This window comes from Pseudooceanicola nanhaiensis (genome assembly GCF_020171315.1).
GTDB lineage: Bacteria > Pseudomonadota > Alphaproteobacteria > Rhodobacterales > Rhodobacteraceae > Pseudooceanicola > Pseudooceanicola nanhaiensis_A.
Genome location: NZ_JAIUZP010000013.1, coordinates 74,175 through 91,583, shown reverse-complemented (window position 1 = coordinate 91,583; position 17,409 = coordinate 74,175). Strand labels below are relative to the sequence as shown.

Annotated in this window: 15 protein-coding genes; 9 read left to right on the top strand and 6 right to left on the bottom strand. The window is 68.3% G+C overall.

The features are described 5' to 3' along the window. Window positions 1-4 precede the first annotated feature (4 nt). From LCM32_RS19450 to LCM32_RS19425, 6 genes are all read left to right on the top strand, one after another. Complete coding sequence (locus tag LCM32_RS19450) at window positions 5-652, top strand: glutathione S-transferase N-terminal domain-containing protein (protein ID WP_224822752.1); 648 nt, start codon at window positions 5-7, stop codon at window positions 650-652. After that, entirely contained in the window at window positions 649-1,212 is a 564-nt protein-coding gene (locus LCM32_RS19445; RefSeq protein WP_224822751.1) for a carboxymuconolactone decarboxylase family protein, read from the top strand. The genes LCM32_RS19450 and LCM32_RS19445 overlap by 4 nt, the downstream gene beginning before the upstream one ends. After that, window positions 1,209-2,087 (top strand): amidohydrolase family protein, encoded by an 879-nt coding sequence (locus LCM32_RS19440; RefSeq protein ID WP_224822750.1) that lies wholly within the window; start codon window positions 1,209-1,211, stop codon window positions 2,085-2,087. Before LCM32_RS19445 ends, LCM32_RS19440 begins: the two co-directional genes overlap by 4 nt. Beyond that, window positions 2,084-2,884 carry an SDR family NAD(P)-dependent oxidoreductase gene (locus tag LCM32_RS19435; RefSeq protein ID WP_224822749.1) on the top strand — a complete coding sequence of 267 codons (801 nt, stop codon included), beginning with the start codon at window positions 2,084-2,086 and terminating at the stop codon, window positions 2,882-2,884. The genes LCM32_RS19440 and LCM32_RS19435 overlap by 4 nt, the downstream gene beginning before the upstream one ends. 310 nt (window positions 2,885-3,194) lie before the next feature. Then, entirely contained in the window at window positions 3,195-4,286 is a 1,092-nt protein-coding gene (locus tag LCM32_RS19430; RefSeq protein ID WP_224822748.1) for a carboxynorspermidine decarboxylase, read from the top strand. A gap of 160 nt (window positions 4,287-4,446) precedes the next feature. After that, on the top strand, window positions 4,447-5,700 hold the full coding sequence (locus tag LCM32_RS19425) for a saccharopine dehydrogenase family protein (RefSeq protein WP_224822747.1): 1,254 nt from the start codon (window positions 4,447-4,449) through the stop codon (window positions 5,698-5,700). Between the two features lie 97 nt (window positions 5,701-5,797). Here LCM32_RS19425 and LCM32_RS19420 read toward each other — a convergent pair whose 3' ends face one another. The 6 genes from LCM32_RS19420 to LCM32_RS19395 form a co-directional block, all read right to left on the bottom strand. Beyond that, window positions 5,798-6,595, bottom strand: coding sequence for an IclR family transcriptional regulator C-terminal domain-containing protein (locus tag LCM32_RS19420; RefSeq protein WP_224822746.1), 798 nt, complete (start codon window positions 6,593-6,595; stop codon window positions 5,798-5,800). A gap of 1 nt (window position 6,596) precedes the next feature. Beyond that, window positions 6,597-7,868: a CaiB/BaiF CoA transferase family protein gene (locus LCM32_RS19415; protein WP_224822745.1), complete on the bottom strand. Its 1,272-nt coding sequence runs from the start codon at window positions 7,866-7,868 to the stop codon at window positions 6,597-6,599. Between the two features lie 66 nt (window positions 7,869-7,934). Then, window positions 7,935-9,113 carry an acetyl-CoA acetyltransferase gene (locus tag LCM32_RS19410; protein WP_224822744.1) on the bottom strand — a complete coding sequence of 393 codons (1,179 nt, stop codon included), beginning with the start codon at window positions 9,111-9,113 and terminating at the stop codon, window positions 7,935-7,937. Continuing rightward, window positions 9,110-9,502, bottom strand: coding sequence for a Zn-ribbon domain-containing OB-fold protein (locus LCM32_RS19405; protein ID WP_224822743.1), 393 nt, complete (start codon window positions 9,500-9,502; stop codon window positions 9,110-9,112). The genes LCM32_RS19410 and LCM32_RS19405 overlap by 4 nt, the downstream gene beginning before the upstream one ends. Then, window positions 9,495-11,591 carry an acetate--CoA ligase family protein gene (locus tag LCM32_RS19400; RefSeq protein WP_224822742.1) on the bottom strand — a complete coding sequence of 699 codons (2,097 nt, stop codon included), beginning with the start codon at window positions 11,589-11,591 and terminating at the stop codon, window positions 9,495-9,497. The genes LCM32_RS19405 and LCM32_RS19400 overlap by 8 nt, the downstream gene beginning before the upstream one ends. A gap of 28 nt (window positions 11,592-11,619) precedes the next feature. Continuing rightward, window positions 11,620-13,134, bottom strand: a complete 1,515-nt coding sequence (locus LCM32_RS19395; RefSeq protein WP_224822741.1) for a 3-hydroxyacyl-CoA dehydrogenase — start codon at window positions 13,132-13,134, stop codon at window positions 11,620-11,622. A 130-nt stretch (window positions 13,135-13,264) separates the two neighbouring features. On the opposite strand from LCM32_RS19395, the gene LCM32_RS19390 reads away from it, so the two are divergent. From LCM32_RS19390 to LCM32_RS19380, 3 genes are all read left to right on the top strand, one after another. Next, window positions 13,265-14,044, top strand: coding sequence for an enoyl-CoA hydratase/isomerase family protein (locus tag LCM32_RS19390; RefSeq protein ID WP_224822740.1), 780 nt, complete (start codon window positions 13,265-13,267; stop codon window positions 14,042-14,044). Between the two features lie 196 nt (window positions 14,045-14,240). Then, window positions 14,241-15,404, top strand: coding sequence for a TAXI family TRAP transporter solute-binding subunit (locus LCM32_RS19385; protein ID WP_224822739.1), 1,164 nt, complete (start codon window positions 14,241-14,243; stop codon window positions 15,402-15,404). Window positions 15,405-15,413: 9 nt separating this feature from the next. Further along, on the top strand, window positions 15,414-17,387 hold the full coding sequence (locus LCM32_RS19380) for a TRAP transporter permease (RefSeq protein ID WP_224822738.1): 1,974 nt from the start codon (window positions 15,414-15,416) through the stop codon (window positions 17,385-17,387). Window positions 17,388-17,409 lie beyond the last annotated feature (22 nt).

The window sequence follows — 17,409 nt, the reverse complement described above, 5'->3', positions numbered from 1 at the left end:
CGCCGTGACAGACCCCCGCCTGCCCCTTGCCGGGGCAGGGCATGGGGGGCGGGCGATCCTGCGCTCGACCCTCACCTCGCCCTATGGCCGCAAGGTGCGCATGGCGATCTCGGTCCTCGGCCTGACGGAGCGGATCGAGGTCATCCCCGCCGATACCCGGGACGAGAGCGACAGCCTGCGCCAGCAGAACCCGCTGGGGAAGATCCCCTGCCTGATGACGGCGGGCGAGACCTACTACGACAGCCGCGTGATCCTCGAATACCTCGACACGTTGGCGGGGGGCGGGCGGCTGATCCCGCGCACCGGGCCGGACAGGTTCCGCTGCCTGACGCAGTCCTGCCTTGCCGATGGCGTCACCGATGCCGCGCTTCTGATGGTCTACGAGGGCCGCTTCCGCGAGGCGCATCAGGCCTCGGAGGTCTGGCTCGACCATCAGCGGGGCAAGATCGACCGCGGGCTGACGGCGCTTGCCGCCCTGCCGCCCGATCCCCGGGTGACCGATGCGGCCTCGATCTCGCTGGCCTGTTCGCTGGGGTATCTCGACTGGCGCCAGCCGGTGACATGGCGCGACCGCTGGCCCGCGCTCGTGGACTGGCTGGCCGCCTTCGACGCCGCCGAACCCGCCCATGCCGAAACGGAGAGACCCCGATGACCGACTGGCCCGCACAGCGCCTCGCCGCGCCCGATCCCGCCACCTACACCGACCGTCAGCGCGAGATCCACGAGGCCATCGCCAGCGGCCCGCGCGGTGGCGTACGCGGCCCGCTCGCCGTCTGGCTGCATCGCCCGGAACTGGCCGCGAAGGCGCAGGACCTCGGGCGCTACTGCCGCTATGACTCCGCGCTCGAGCCCCGGCTGAGCGAACTGGCGATCCTCACCATGGCCCGGCACTGGAGCGCGGAATACGAGTGGTTCGCCCACAAGCCCCCCGCGCTCAAGGCCGGTCTCTCGCCCGAAGTGGTCGAGGCGATCCGCACCGGCACGCCGCCGCCCTACGCCGACGCCGAGGAACGCGTGACCCATCAGGTCGCTACCTCCGTGCTGACCACGCACAACCTGCCCGATGCCCTCTATGCCGAGGCGGTCGAGGTTCTGGGCACGCAGCGGCTCGTCGATCTGGTGGGGGTCATTGGCTACTACACGCTGATTTCCGCCACGCTGAACGTGTTCCGCATCTCGCCGCCCGCCGACGCCCCGAAGGACCTGACATGACCGACGCCGCCCTCACCTGGAACCCCGACCGCAGCGCGCCGACGCTGACGCTGCCCGCCGGCGCCACCGATTGTCACGTCCATGTCTTCGGCCCCGTCGCGCGCTTTCCCTATGCGCCCGAGAGCGGCTTCAAACCCGGCGAGGCGCCCAAGGAAGAGCTTTTCCGCCTGCATGACATGCTGGGGATCGACCGCTGCGTGATCGTCCAGTCCGGCTGTCACGGGCATGACAATTCCGTCGTGGCCGATGCCATCGCCGCCCGGCCGGGCCGCTATCTCGGCATCGCGCTTGCCCCGCCGGATATTTCGGATGCCGAGATCCGGCGCCTCGACGCGCAGGGCTTCCGCGGGGTGCGGTTCAACTACATGGCCCATCTCGCCCCCGGCGCGAGCCATGACCAGCTGCGCGCCCTCGCCCCCCGTCTGGCGGAGCATGGCTGGCAGCTGCTGATCCACATGGAGGCCGGGCTGATCGCCGATCTTGCCCCGGTTCTGGCCGGGCTCCCCTGCCCCGTGGTGATCGACCACATGGGCCGGATCGACGCCAGCCTCGGGATGGATCAGGCCCCGTTCCAGACCCTGATGAAGCTGGGCGAGCAGGAGCATGTCTGGCTCAAGGTCTCGGGCTCCGAACGCTGCTCGGTGCAGGAGCCGCCCTATGCCGATGCCACGCCCTTTGCCGCCAAGCTGGTCGAAATGTTCCCCGACCGGACGATCTGGGGCACCGATTGGCCGCACCCCAACTTCCGCGCCGCTCCGCCGGATGACGGCATCCTCGTCGATACGCTGAAGGTCATCGCACCAGACGCGGCGGCCCTGCACCGGCTGATGGTGGAGAACCCGCAGCGGCTTTACGACTTCGGGGGCGCGGCATGAGCGGGCGGCTTCAGGACAAGGTGGCGATCATCACCGGCGCGGGCTGTGTCGGCCCCGGCTGGGGCAACGGCCGCGCCGCCTGCGTGCGCTTTGCCGAGGAGGGGGCCAAGATCTTTGCCGTCGACCTGCGCGCCGAGACGATGGAAGAGACTCTGACCCGCACCCGCGCCGTGGGGGGCGAGATCGAGCCCTACCTCTGCGACGTGACGGACGCCGGGGCGGTCGAGGCGATGGTCGCCGCCTGTATCGCGCGCTTCGGCCGGGTCGATATCCTCGTCAACAACGTGGGCGGGTCGTTCAAGGGCGGGGCGGTTCAGCTCTCGGAGGAGGATTGGGACCGGCAGATGGAGTTCAACCTCAAATCCGTCTTCCTGACCTGCAAGGCGGTGCTGCCCCATATGGACGCGCAGGGCGCGGGGGCCATCGTCAACACCTCCTCCACCTCCGGGATGCGCTGGACCGGCGCGGCGCAGGCCGCCTATGCCGCCTCCAAGGCGGCGGTGATCCAGTTCGGCAAGGTCACGGCCGTCGAATATGCGCCCAAGGGCATCCGTGTGAACACCGTGGTGCCCGGCCAGCTCCATACGCCGATGGTCGAGGCGCGCCTTGCCGGGCAACGGGCGGGGGGCGATGTGGATGCGCTGCTGGCACAGCGGCTGGCCCGGATCCCCATGGGCTGGATGGGCGACGGGCGCGATACGGCGAATGCCGCGCTCTTCCTCGCCTCCGAGGAAAGCCGCTTCATCACCGGGACCGAGATCGTGGTGGATGGCGGCATGTCGGTGCGCTGCGACTAAACAGCCTGCGTCTGCGGATCATCCTCCGCAGGCGCAACGGCCCGCCCGCGCGGGCCGAAGGGGCGCGGGCCCGCCGACGCCCCGCGCAGGCGGCGACAGGTCCGGGCCTCGTTCCGCCCCACGGAACGGCCCCGCACCACCCGCAGGCCGCCCCTGCAACCCCGCGTTTCGCCGTGGAACCCCTGCTTTTCTGCGATTGAACCTCCCCCGCACCATTGCGGGAGGGGGCAAGGCAGGCTATCTGCCCCCAGAACAGCCCTGCCTGATGCAGCCTCGCTTCTCCTGTCCTCCAACCAAGGTTCCGACGCGCATGCAGACGCCCTACTATCTTATCGACAAGTCCCGCCTGCTTCCGAACATGGAAAAGATCGCCCGCCTGCGGGAGCTTTCCGGCGCCAAGGCCCTGCTGGCGCTGAAGTGCTTTGCCACGTGGTCGGTCTTCGACATGATGTCGGAGTACATGGACGGCACCACCTCCTCCTCGCTCTTCGAGGTGAAGCTGGGCCGCGAGAAGTTCCCCGGCGAGACCCATGCCTATTCCGTGGCCTGGGCCCCGGAGGAGATCGAGGAGGTGCTGGCCTCCTCGGACAAGGTGATCTTCAACACCGCGCAGCAGCTGGCCCGCTTCGAAGAGGTCAGCCGCGATCACACCCGCGGGCTGCGGGTGAACCCCGGTGTCTCGACCTCGGGCTTCGACCTTGCCGATCCCGCCCGCCCCTTCTCGCGCCTCGGAGAGCACAGCCCGGAGGTGATCGAGCCGGTGGCCGATCTGATCAGCGGCTTCATGTTCCACAACAACTGCGAGAACGCGAGCTTCGAGCGTTTCGACGAGATGCTGGGCCAGATCGAGGACCGCTTCGGCCCGCTCATCAAGCGGATGAAGTGGATCAGCCTCGGCGGCGGCATCCACTTCACCGGCGAGGGCTACCCGCTGGAGAAACTGGCCGAGCGGCTGAAACGCTTTGCCGGCGAGAACGAGGTGCAGGTCTACCTCGAACCCGGCGAGGCGGCGATCACCAAGTCGACCACGCTGGAGGTGACCGTGCTGGACACGCTCTACAACGGCAAGAACCTCGCCATCGTCGACAGCTCCATCGAGGCGCATATGCTCGACCTGCTGATCTACCGCGAAAGCGCCAAGATGCAGGAAAGCGGTGATCAGGAGTGGATGATCTGCGGAAAATCCTGTCTCGCAGGTGACATCTTTGGCGAGTATCGCTTCCCGAAGGCCCTTCAACCGGGCGACCGCCTGTCGATCCAGGACGCGGCGGGCTATACCATGGTGAAGAAGAACTGGTTCAACGGTGTGCAGATGCCCGCCATTGCCATTCGTGAACTGGACGGCACCGAACGGCTGGTGCGCGGCTTCACCTACGAGGATTTCGCGGCCGCCCTCTCCTGAGGGTGCCGCGATTGCGCGCCCCCGCGGGCGCATCCAGACTCCGCGCATCCCGCGCGGCCAGACCCTGCGCCACGCCGGCGCAGGCTGACCCCGCACCCTTCACCGGGTGCCATGCTGACCGAGCGTCCGTGCGGCGCCTCATCATAAAGGGAGTTCTGTCTTGAAGAAGAACGTTCTCATCATCGGCGCCGGTGGCGTCGCCCAGGTGGTGGCGCACAAATGCGCCCAGAATAACGACGTGCTGGGAGATCTCCATATCGCCAGCCGCACCAAGGCCAAGTGCGACGCGATCATCGAGAGCGTTCATGCCAAGGGCGCGATGAAGGTGGAGGGCGCGTTCACCGCCCATGCCGTCGACGCGACCCAGCCGGCCGAGGTGGCCGCCCTGATCCGCGAGACCGGGGCCCAGATCGTGATCAACGTGGGCACCGCTTTCGTCAACATGCATGTCCTCGACGCCTGCATCGAGACCGGCGCCGCCTACATCGACACCGCGATCCACGAAGAGCCCGAGAAGATCTGCGAGACCCCGCCGTGGTATGCCAACTACGAGTGGAAGCGCCGCGACACCTGCACCGAGAAGGGCGTGACCGCGATCCTCGGCGCGGGCTTCGATCCGGGCGTGGTGAACGCCTATGCCCGCTTCGCCATCGACCAGATGGACGAGGTGAAGAGCATCGACATCGTCGACATCAACGCCGGCTCCCACGGCAAGTATTTCGCCACGAACTTCGATCCGGAGATCAACTTCCGCGAATTCACCGGCGTGGTCTACTACTGGGAAGACCAGCAGTGGAAGGAGACGACCATGTTCGCCTCCGGCCACGAATGGGACCTGCCGGTGGTCGGCCCCTCCAAGGCCTACCAGTCGGGCCATGACGAGGTGCATTCGCTGGCCACCAACTATCCGCAGGCGGACGTGCGCTTCTGGATGGGCTTCGGCGATCACTACATCAACGTCTTCACCGTGCTGAAGAACATCGGCCTGCTGTCCGAGCAGCCGGTGAAACTGGCCGACGGCGGTGAAGTGGTGCCGCTGAAGGTGGTGAAGGCCTGCCTGCCCGATCCCGCCTCGCTGGCGCCCGACTACACCGGCAAGACCTGCATCGGCGATCTGGTGAAGGGCACCAAGGACGGTCAGGAGATCGAGCTTTTCGTCTACAACGTGGCCGACCACAAGGAAGCCTACGAGGAAGTGGGCAGCCAGGGCATTTCCTATACCGCGGGCGTGCCCCCGGTTGCCGCAGCGATGCTGGTCGCCACCGGCGAATGGGATGCCAAGACCATGAAGAACGTCGAGGAGCTGGACCCGAAACCCTTCTTCACCCTGCTGGACCGGATCGGCCTGCCGACCCGCGTCATCAAGGGCGGCTTGAAGGGCGAGGACATGGCCTGGACCGACTACAAGGGCTGATCCACGCCTGACCCGGATCGAGAGACGGCCGCCCCCGGGTGGCCGTTTTGCCTTGTTAGAGACTGTTTTGGGTCGCGGCGCGGTCCCAACGGCCCCGTCAGACTGCGCCGACGAGTTCGGACCGCAGCACCTCGGCCATCTCGCCCGCGGCCTCCTTCAGGCCGGGCAGCACCTCGGCCACGGCGCGCTCTGCCGTCATGGCGCGGCGCAGGTAGATCACGTTGACCGAGGCAATCGACCGCCCCCCCGCCAGCACGGGCACCCCGATGCTGGTCACCTGTCGCTGGTATTCCAGCTGGGAATAGACCGGGTCCATCTCGGCGTAGCCGCGCGCGCGGATCTCGGCCAGCCTCTCGGCCCGGGCCACGGGATCGCGCGCCAAACCATTCCATGGCGCGGATTGCGCGGCGGCCAGCCGGGCGGCCTCCTCCACCTCGGCCTCCGGGGCGTGGGCCATGTAGGCGAGGCCAAGGCTGCTGGCAAAGACCGGCGACCGGAAGCCTGCCGCGCGGTTGAAGGACAGCGCCCCGCTTTGCCGCGTGCTGCTGACCACCAGCATCACGCCGTCCTCATAGAAGGCCACGTCCGAGGGCCAGTTGATCCGCGTGCGGAAGGTTTCCAGCGGCGCGGTCAGCAGGCGGCCCAACTCCCGGTGCTTCTGGTAGGAGTTCGACAGCATCAGCGTCTTGCTTGTCACCTCGTAGAGCGGCGCCTCTGCATCGCGCACCACGAAGCCCGCGCTGATCAGCGTCTCCAGCATCCGCACGATGGTGGCCTTGTCGATGCCGGTCTGGTGGTGGATGCCGCCCACGCTGGCCCGGCCGCTCTGCTGGTTCACCGCCACCAGAACGTCCAGCACCCGCAGGGCCGCATTGACCGGCTTGTAGGAGGCCACGTCAGATCACCCCGTCGCGGCGCAGCGCCGCCAGCCGCGCGGGATCGTAGCCGGCCCAGTCGGCCAGCACCTCGGCCCCGTTCTGCCCCAGACGCGGCGGCGCCCGGCGATAGGTGGCGGGCGTGCGGTCCAGCCGCGCGGGGAAGGCGACGGAGCGGGTGGTCAGGCCGCTGTCGTCGGTCTGTTCGACCACCGCGCCCCGCGCCGCGACATGGGGGTCGGCGAAAACATCGGCGAGGTCATTGATCGGCCCGCAGGGCACGCCCGCGGCCTCGATCTGGTGCAGCGCCGCGTCGCGCGGGATCGCCTGCAAAAGGGCTTCGATCCGCTGGTCGATCTCGGCGCGGTTCATCACCCGCGCCTCGTTCGTGGCAAAGCGCGGATCGCCCGCCAGCTCCGCCGCACCAAGCGCGGTGACAAGCGCCCCGAACTGCCGGTCATTGCCGCAGGCGATGATGATATGCCCGTCCGCGACGGGGTAGACCCGGTAGGGCACCACGTTGGGGTGATTGTTGCCCATACGCTGCGGCACGGTCCCGCCGTTGAGCCAGTTCGACGCCTGGTTCGCCAGCACCGCGATCTGCGTATCGAAAAGCGCGCAGTCGATGTGCTGGCCCTCACCGGTTTTCTCACGGTGGACCACGGCGGCAAGGATCGCGGTGGTGGCATACATGGCGGTGAAGAGATCGCAGACCGCCACGCCCACCTTCATCGGCCCCGCGCCGGGCACCCCGTCCGGCAGGCCGGTAAAGCTCATCAGCCCGCCCATGCCCTGCAGCAGGAAGTCATAGCCCGGCCGCGCCGCATAGGGCCCGGTCTGGCCGAAGCCGGTGATCGAGCAATAGATGACGTTCGGATTGATTTCGCGGATGCTCTCCACGTCAAGCCCGTATTTCCGCAGGCCGCCGAGCTTGAAGTTCTCGATCACCACGTCCGCCTGCCGCGCAAGATCGCGGACCAGTTCCAGCCCTTCCGGCTGGCGGAAGTCCACGGCGATGGAGCGCTTGTTGCGGTTGGTGGCGAAGTAATAGGCCGCATCGCGGCGCCCGGTCTCGGGCTCGGTCACGAAGGGGGGGCCCCACTTGCGGGTGTCGTCGCCGCCATCCGGGCTTTCGACCTTCACCACGTCCGCGCCGAGATCGGCAAGGTTCTGGGCGCACCATGGCCCTGCCAGCACCCGCGACAGATCCAGCACCCGCAGCCCGTCCAGCGCGCCGGGGCTGGGCTGTGCAGCCTCCGCTGCCTGTTCGGCGGTTGGCATCCTATCTGACATGGTCCTCTCCCCTCCTTGCCGTCTGGCTGGCCCGGCCTCTTGCGCCGCCGGGCCAGCGTGTTGTCGTCAGACCGTTTCCGGCGCGCCCCAGATGGTGGTTGCCTGCGCCGACAGGACACCGCCGTTGCCATGGGCCAGCGCCAGCTTCGTCCCCGGCACCCAGCCGCCCACGTCGCGGGGTGCAGGCGCGCCGTCCAGCGTGGCGCGGATCTGCGCGATCGCCTCGATCATGACGTAGAGCCCGTACATCCCGGGATGGACACAGGAGAGCCCGCCGCCATTGGTGTTCACCGGCAGCCCGCCCCCGGGCGCGATATGGCCGCCCTTGATGAACTCCGCCGCCTCGCCCTTGGCGCAGAAGCCGAGGTCTTCGAGGAAGAGCAGCGTGTTGATCGAGAAGGCGTCGTAGAGCTGCACGCTGTCCATGTCCGCCGCCGTCAGCCCCGCCATGGCATAGGCCCGTTCGCCAGAGGTCGTCGCCGCCGTCACCGCGAGGTCCGGCATGGTCGAGATCATGCGGTGATAGTGTGCCACCCCCGCGCCCAGCAGGTGCACCGGCGTGTGCCGCGTGTCCTTGGCCCGGTCGGCGCGGGTCATGACGATGGCCGCGCCGCCATCGGTGACAAGGCAGCAGTCGAGCTTGCCGAGCGGGTCGGAGATCATCCGTGCCGCCAGCACATCCTCCACCGTCAGCGGGCCCTTGTCGTACATGAAGGCCTCGGGGTTCAGGTTCGCCCAGGCCCGGGCCGCCACGGGCACTTCGGCCAACTGCTCGCGCGTGACGCCGAAGCGGTGAAGGTAGTGCGAGGTGACGAGCGCGTAGCTGGTGATCGGGTTGCGCGGCTTGAACTGCGCCTCGTAGGGCAACGGCTCGGACACGCCCTGAAACCCGCCGGCGGAGCGCTGGTTGGAGCCATAGGCGATGACCGCCACGTTGATCAGACCCGCCTCCAGCGCGGTGGCCGCCAGCAGCGCATGCTGCATGAAGGACGACCCGCCGACGTTGGAATTGTCCGAGATCACCGGCACGATGCCGAGGTGTTCGCTCAGCGACATGCTGGCCATGGAATGCACGGCATTGGCGGCAAAGACGCCGTCGACCTCCGCCAGCGGGATGCCCGCATCCTCCAGCGCGTCCAGAACCGCGCCCGCCATCAGGTCCATCGCGCTGCGGCTCGGGGCCTCGCCCATGCCGGTGGTGGCCATGCCCACGCAGGCGGCCTTGCCTCTCAACTGGTGGCTCATTGCGCGCCCTCCACCTTGCGGAAGAGCACCGCGGGGGCGCCGTCCAGATCGTCCACATAGGCCTCGACCCGCAGGCCGATGGTCACCTCTTCCGGCGCCATGCCGGTCACCCGCGACAGGACGCGCGGCCCCTCGTCGAGGTCGACCATGGCGATGTTGTAATCGCCGCCCGTCTCGGGGCGCTGCCGGGTGACGGTGGTGGCGCAGACGCGCCCCAGCCCGCTGGGGGCCACCCACTCCAGATCGCGCGCGCCGGTGCCCGGCTCTGCCACGCGCGGATAGAAGACATATTGTCCGCTGCTCCGCGATTTCTGGATCATGAACCGCCCCTCGGCGAGGTAGGCGCGGTATTGCGCCTCCGGTCCGGTTGCCTCTGCCACGTCAGTCATGGCTCTCCTCCTTGGTCTTGCGCAGGATCAGCGCGTCCAGCGCCTGACACCCTTCGGGCAGGGCGCGGAGCGGGTTGATTTCCATGCTGTCGATCTGGTCGGCCCAGCCTGCCGCCGCGCGGCTGAAAAGGCTGATCTGTGTCGTGAGCGCGTCGATATCGCAGGGCGCCTGTCCCCGCGCGCCGAAGAGCAGGTCGCGGCCCTTCAACTCGTCGATCATCTCGCGCGCGGTGGACTCGTCGAAGGGCGCGGCACGGAAGGCCACGTCCTTCAGCACCTCGGTGAAGATGCCCCCCAGCCCGAAGAGGACCACCGGGCCGAAGACCGGGTCGATCCGCGCGCCGAGGATGCAATCCACCCCCTCGCCCGCCATGGGCGCGATCAGCACGCCGTCCAGCTTGGCCTTGGGATTATAGGCCTTGGCGCTTTCCATGATCGCACTGAAGGCGGCGGGCGCCTCTTCGGCGGAGACGTTCAGCTTCACGCCGCCCGCTTCCGTCTTGTGCGCGATGTCGGGCGAGACGATCTTGAGCACCGCCTTGCGCCCCAGCACTGCGACCGCCTCGGCCGCGTCCTCGGGCGTGGTGACAAGGCGATCCACGTCCACCGCCAGCCCGGCTGCGGCCATCAGCTCCTTCGCCTCCAGCTCGCTCAGGTCGCGATCGGGCAGCGCGGGCAGGTCCAGTGCGGGCGGCGTGACGGGGCGACCGGCGGCGAAGGCCGCACCCGCCTGCATCAGCCCGGCAAGCGCCTCGACCGCGCGGGTGGGGTCCTCGAAGCAGGGGAAGCCCTCGGCCTCGTATTGCGCGATGATCTCGGGCGGGGCCACGACCGACTGGATGAAGAGCGTGTCCGTGCGCCCCTCCATCGACTGTTTGAGCCCGTCCATCAGCGGCTTGGCCAGCGTCGGCGCGCCGCCGACCGAGGTCCAGAAGCCGATCATCCCGTCGTAGTTGCCGCGGTCGAGCATCGCCGTGGTGAACTGCGGCACCAGCGAGAGGTTGTTGAAGAGCTGCGCCGTCACGTCCACCGGGTTGCGCGGCGAGGCGAAGGGCAGAACCGCCTTCAGCTCGGCCTGCGCCTCCTCCGGCATCTCGGCCACGTCGAGCCCGCAGTCGGAGGCCGCATCGGCCATCAGGATGCCCGCCCCGCCCGAGACGGTGACCAGCCCGACCCGCTTGCCCGCCGGATAGATCCGGGGCCGCGCGGCGTAGGCGAGGTCGATCATCTCCTCGGTCGAGTTCACCCGGATCGCGCCATGCTGGCGCAGCACCGCGTCATAGACCACGTCCTCGCCCGCCAGCGAGGCGGTGTGGGACGAGGCCGCCGCCGCCCCCGCAGAGGAGTGGCCCACCTTCATGACGAAGACCGGCTTGCGCGCGGCACGGGCCATTTCGAGGCTCTCGATGAAGGCCGGGCCGTCCTTGATGCTTTCCACGTAGGCCGCGATGGCGTGGGTGTTGTCATCCTCGGCCAGCATGCCGATCAGCTCACCCACGTGCAGGTCGCTCTCGTTCCCCGTGGTGACGAAGTTCGAGATGCCGAGGCCACGCTGCTGGCAGATCAGGAAGATGTGGCTGCCATACGCCCCCGACTGGCTGGCGATGCCCAGGTGGCCCGCCAGCGGCTCGCCCTTCTCGATGGTCGAGGTGAAGGTGGGGTAGAAATGGCTGCGCGGGCTGATCGCGCCCAGACAGTTCGGCCCGAGGATGCGCACACCCGCGGCCCGCGCCATCGTCAGGATCTCCTGCTGCGCCGCGATGCCCGCGGCATCCGCCTCGGCAAAGCCGGAGGAGAAGATCAGGATCGTGCGCGCGCCCTTGGCAATCGCCTCGCGCACCGCGCCGACCACGGCGGTGGCGGGAATGGCGATCAGCACGAAGTCCAGCTGCCCCGGAATGTCCGAGATCGTCTTGTAGGCCCTGAGGCCCTGCACCGTCTCGCTCTTGGGGTTCACGGCGTAGATATCGCCCTTGTAGCCCTTGGTCAGCATGTAGTGCAGCGGCCGCCCGCCGATCCGCGTCGGGGTGTCCGAGGCGCCGACGATGGCAATGGAGGCGGGGTTGGTCAGCTGGTCGAGGCTGCTCATCACGGGGTCTCCTCTCATCTCGGCCTCCTCACGCCGCGGTCTTCAGCGGCAGGCCGAGCCGCGCCCGGCGGCTGAGCCACATGGTCGGGCGGTAGCGGTCTTCGCCGGTCAGGGATTGCAGGGCGGTCAGGATCGTCAGCATCGTGCCGGCGCCGACCTGTTCGCCAAGGCGCATCGGCCCGGCCGGGTAGTTCAGGCCCAGTTCCAGCGCCATGTCGATGTCTTCGGGCGCGGCGAGGCCGGTCTCGGCGATGGAGCAGCCGAGGTTGCAGATCGCGGCGGTGACCCGCTGGCCGATGAAGCCGGGGCTGTCCTTGATCACGGTGACGGCGCGGGTCTCGCTGGTGAGCGCGGCGGCCACCGCATCGCGCAGGCCGTGGTCCGCGCCCGGCGCGGTCATTACCACGACGCGGCGGTCGGTGCGCCCGATCAGGTCGAGGCAGACGAGGCGACGGCTGTCCGCCCCGGTGCGCAGCGCGGTCGAGGTGGCATCGAGCCCGACCGGCGCGGCCAACAGTGCGATGGTCCCGTCATCGGGCACGACGGTCAGACCCGCCGCGACGACGAAGCTTTCCAGCACCGGGTTGGGCTCGGCAAGGGCCACGGTTTTCGCAGGCGCCGCATCGGTGACGAAATCGGGCGAGGGTTTCTGCGCCCCCTCGGCATAGTCGAACCAGCCGCGCCCGCTCTTGCGGCCATAGAGGCCCGCGTCCAGCAACGCGCGGTGTTCCGGGTAGGTCGTGATCCGGGGATCATTGCCGTAGCCTTCCCAGACGAAGACGCTGACCGGGTAGTTCACGTCGATCCCCGTCAGGTCCATCAACTCGAACGGCCCCATGCGGAAGCCGTAGCAGTCGCGCATCACCGCATCGACCTGCTCGGGCGTGGCGACGCTTTCATGCAGGATGCGGATGCCCTCGGTGGTCATCGCGCGGCCGCCCATGTTCACGAGGAAGCCGGGGCTGTCCTTCACCTCAACCGGGGTGCGGCCCATCTGGCGGCCGAGGGCGATCAGCGTGGCGATGGTGGCATCGGTCGCCTCCACCGGACGGATCACCTCGACAAGGCGCATCAGCGGCACGGGGTTGAAGAAATGCAGCCCCGCGATCCGGCCCCGGTGTTCGCAGGCCGAGGCGATCGAGGCGATCGGGATCGAGGAGGTGTTCGACGCCAGCAGGCAGGCGGGCGAGACGACGGCCTCCAGATCTCGGAAGACCCGGCGCTTGACGTCGATGTTCTCGACGATGGCCTCGACCACCGCCTCGCAGGGCGTGAGGTCTTCCAGCGCCCCGGCCACGGACAGACGCGCGATGGCGGCTTCCGCCTCGGCGCTCTCCATCTTGTTCTTCTCGACCAGACGCCGCAGGCGGCTGGCGATGGTCGCGGCACCCGCTTCGGCCGCCTCGGAAGAGACATCGTAGAGCAGCGTGCGAATGCCGCCCGTCACCGCAACCTGTGCGATTCCCTGCCCCATGGCGCCGGCTCCGACGACCCCCAGCACGGTCACCGCGGACAGGGATTCCCCCTTCTCAGGACTGTTCATACACACCTCCTCCTTTGTGCGATGCGGACCTGCGCAGGCCCTCCCGAAAGCGCTTGCAGACTCGCCACCTCCAGCTAGAATGTAAATGAAAAAGAATTTCAACTGTTGAAATGCGCTTGGAGGAGAGCCCATGTCAGAGACTTCGCCCGTCCGTGTCGACCGCCGCGACAGCATCGCCATCGTCACCATGACGTCCCCGAAAACCCGCAACGCCCTGGCCGCGCCGATGCGCGACGCGCTGACCGCCGTGCTGGACGATCTGATGAACGACGCCACGTGCCGCGCCATCGTCCTGACCGGGGCGGAGGGTGTCTTCTGCGCGGGCGGCGACCTGAAATCCATGGTCGGTGCCACGCTCCAAGGCGCACGGCACCGGATGATGCGGGGCCATCGCCTCGTGCGGCTGATCGCCGAGGGGCCCAAGCCGGTGCTGACGGCGGTCGAAGGCGCGGCCTTCGGCGCGGGCATGTCGATCGCCGCCATGTCCGACCTCTGCGTCGCCAGCCGAGAGGCGAAATTCGGCGCGGTCTTCGGCAAGGTCGGCCTTGCGCCCGACTGGGGCTGGCTCTGGTCCGTGCCGATGCGCGTGGGCATGGGCCGGGCACGCCGCATGGCCATGCTGTCCGAAGTCGTCACTGGCGAAGAGGCCGTCCGCATCGGTCTGGCCGACATCGCGGCGGCGCCCGGCACGGCTTTGGAGGTGGCCCTCGAGCAGGCGAAGCTCTATGCCGATGCCGCCACGCTGGCGATCGGCGCGACCAAGACCGCCTTCTGCCGCCACATGGCCTCGCTCGACGAGGTGCTGGCCTTCGAGGCCAACCACCAGCCCGGCCTGATGCTCTCCGGAGACCACGTCCGCGCCCGCGATGCCTTCTTCGCCAAACAGACGCCGGTCTTCGAGGGCAGCTGAATTTCAGCAGATGAAATACTTTTTCATTTACAAGAGAGGAGGCGGTTCCTAGCCTCTACCTGCATCGGTCCGGGCGGCGCGTTCCGCCCGCAGATGCACCCCGGGCGCCCCGAGGAGGGGGGCGCCCAACATCAGGGTTTCAATCGCGTCTTGGCGCGAACCGGGTCCGCTGCGGGCCCGATACTGGGAGGAAGACATGACGAAACGAGTGATTCTTGCGGCAACGCTGGCCCTTGCGGCCGGTACCGCGCAGGCGGCCGACATGGATATGCCGGGCCAGCTGTCCTGGTCAGCCTATGACATGGGCTCGACCGGCTACAACCAGGCCGTGGCCATCGGGTCCGCGATGAAATCGGCCTATGGCACCAACCTGCGGCTGCTGCCGGGCAAGAACGACATCGCCCGCTCCGAGCCGCTGCGCCAGGGCAAGGTGGACTTCACCGCCGCGGGTATCGGCGGCGTCTACATGGCGCAGGAAGGCGTCTTCGAATTCGGTGCCGAACGCTGGGGCCCGCAGAAGGTGCGCGTGCTGCTGCAGAACGCGGGTGCCAAGTTCGGCTTTGCCCTCGCCGTGACCAAGGAAACCTGCGAGAAGGCCGGCAAGCCGGGCTGCGAAGGCTTCACCTACTCTGACCTGCGCGGCCTCAAGGTGGGCCACATCAAGGGCTCGCCCGCGATCAACGTCGCCATCGAGGCCCTGCTGGCCTATGGCGGGCTGACCTGGGATGACGTGGAGGCGGTCGACTTCGGCGGCTACGGCGACAGCTGGCGCGGCCTCGCCGACGGCAACATCGACGCGACCTATTCCAGCACCACCGCCGGCACCGCCTACGAAGTCGAAGCCGGTCCGCGCGGGCTCTACTGGCCGCCGATCGACGCCTCGGACGCGGCAGGCATCCAGCGGATGCAGGACGTGGCCCCCTATTTCGCGCCCATGACGGCCACCGATGGCGCCGGACTCTCTGCCGACAACGGCGTGGGCGCGGCCAGCTATCCCTACCCGGTGCTGATCGCGATGGAGGAGCAGGACGCGGACCTCGTCTACAAGCAGACCCGCGCCATGGTCGAAACCTTCGACGCCTACAAGGACGCAGCCCCTGCCGCCGACGGCTGGGACATCAAGGCCCAGAACCTCGAATGGCTGGTGCCCTTCCATGACGGCGCGATCCGCTACTTCAAGGAAGCGGGCATCTGGACCGACGCCGCACAGGCCCACAACGACCGGATGATCGCCCGTCAGGACGCCCTCGCCGCCGCATGGGAAGAGCTGCAGGCCGAGAAGCCCGCCGACTGGGAGGCCGCCTGGGCCGAGAAACGCCACGCCGCGCTTGCCGCCGGCGGCTTCAAGCCCGTCTTCTGAGGCGCCGACATGGCCACGCTTCAGGACGAGCAGGAGTTCCAGCAGGCGCAGGAGATCTTCGAGAGGGGGCGCAAGCCCTCTCTCCGTCTCTACACCGTCGTTGTGGGCACCGCCTTCGGCATCGCGCTGTCGGTCAACCAGATCTTCCAGCTGCGCATCGGGGGGATCACCCTGCTGGAAGGGCAATATCTCTACCTTCTGGCCGCGGCCTTCTTCTCGCTCGCCTTCCTCGTCTTCGATGGCGGGATCAAGGGCGCTGCGGGCAAGGCCACGGACTGGGTGCTGCTGGTCCTGTCGCTGGCTGTCTGCGCCTTCTTCATCGCGACATCGGAAAGGTCCCTGAACGAGGGCTGGGAATACGCAGCCCCCATGCATGTGCAGGTGATCTCGATCCTCTTCTGGGCGCTGATCGTCGAGGCGACGCGCCGCGCGGGCGGCCTGCCGCTGGCGATCATCGTGTTCCTGGTCTCGCTCTACCCCACGGTGGCGGGCCATTTCCCCGGGCCGCTCAACGGCTTCCAGCAGCCCTTCCTCGACACAGTCGCCTATCACGTCATTTCCTCGGAAAGCGCCTTCGGCATCCCGATGAAAAGCTTCGGCCAGCTGGTCGTGGGCTTCGTGCTCTTCGGCGCGGTGCTGGCCAAGACCGGCGGTGGGCAGTTCTTCAATGACCTCGCCTTCGCCCTCGTGGGCCACTTCCGGGGCGGGGCAGCCAAGGTGGCGATCTTCGCCTCGGGCTTCATGGGCTCGCTCTCGGGCTCGGTGATCTCGAACGTGCTCTCGACGGGCTCGGTCTCGATCCCCGCGATGAAACGCTCGGGCTTCTCGGCCAAGACCGCCGCCGCGACCGAGGCCTGCGCCTCCACCGGGGGCGTGCTGATGCCGCCGATCATGGGCGCCACGGCCTTCATCATGGCCTCCTTCCTGGGTGTGCCCTATGCCGAGGTGGCGCTGGCCGCCGCGATCCCCTCGCTGCTCTTCTACTTCGGTCTCTTCATGCAGATCGACGCCTATGCCGCCGGCAAGGGCCTGAAGGGCATCCCGCGCAACGAACTGCCCAAGCTGGGCGAGACGCTGCGCAAGGGCTGGATCTACATCCTCGTCTTCGCCCTGCTGATCTGGATGATGATCGGCCTGCGCGCCGAGACCCGGGCGCCCTATTTCGCCACCGCGCTGATGGTCGCGCTGAACCAGGTCTTCCCCAGCACCCGGCTCAGCCTCACCGGCCTGCGCGACCTGATGTGGAGCGTTGGCGCCTCGCTGGCCGAACTGACCGCCGTCCTGATGGGCGTGGGCCTGATCGTCGGCGCCTTCTCGGCCACCGGCCTTGCGGGCACGCTGGTCAATGACCTCGTCTTCCTTGCGGGCGACAGTGCCGTGGCGCTGCTGATCATGGGGGCGGTCACCGCCTTCGTCTTCGGCATGGGGATGACCGTGACCGCCTGTTACGTCTTCCTCGCCGTGGTGTTGGCCCCGGCGCTGGAACAGACCGGCATCGACCGGATGGCGATCCACCTCTTCATCCTCTACTGGGGCATGGTCAGCTTCATCACCCCGCCCGTGGCGCTCGGCGCCTTCTCGGCGGCAACGCTGGCCAAGGCGAAACCCTTCGCGGTGGGCGTGGAATCCATGCGCCTCGGGGCCGTGATCTACATCATCCCCTTCTTCTTCGTCCTCGACCCGGCCCTCGTCGGACAGGGCACGGCGGCGGAGGTGCTGCTGGCGCTCGCCGCAGCGATGACGGGGATCTGGCTCATGGCCTCGGGCTTCCGGGGCTACGTGGTGGGCTTCGGCCCGCTGGGGGATGGCCCTGCGGCGATCTTCGGCCGCGGGATGCTCCTGCTGGGGGGCTTCATGGTGGCGATCCCGGGCATGGGCTCCCTCGGCCTGAACCATACTGAAACCGCTCTCATCGGCGCGGCGCTCGTGGCGTTGCCGATCCTGCTGGCGCGCAGCCGCCGCCCGCTGGTCGCCGCCGAGTGACACCGCGCCGCCGCCCCGCGGG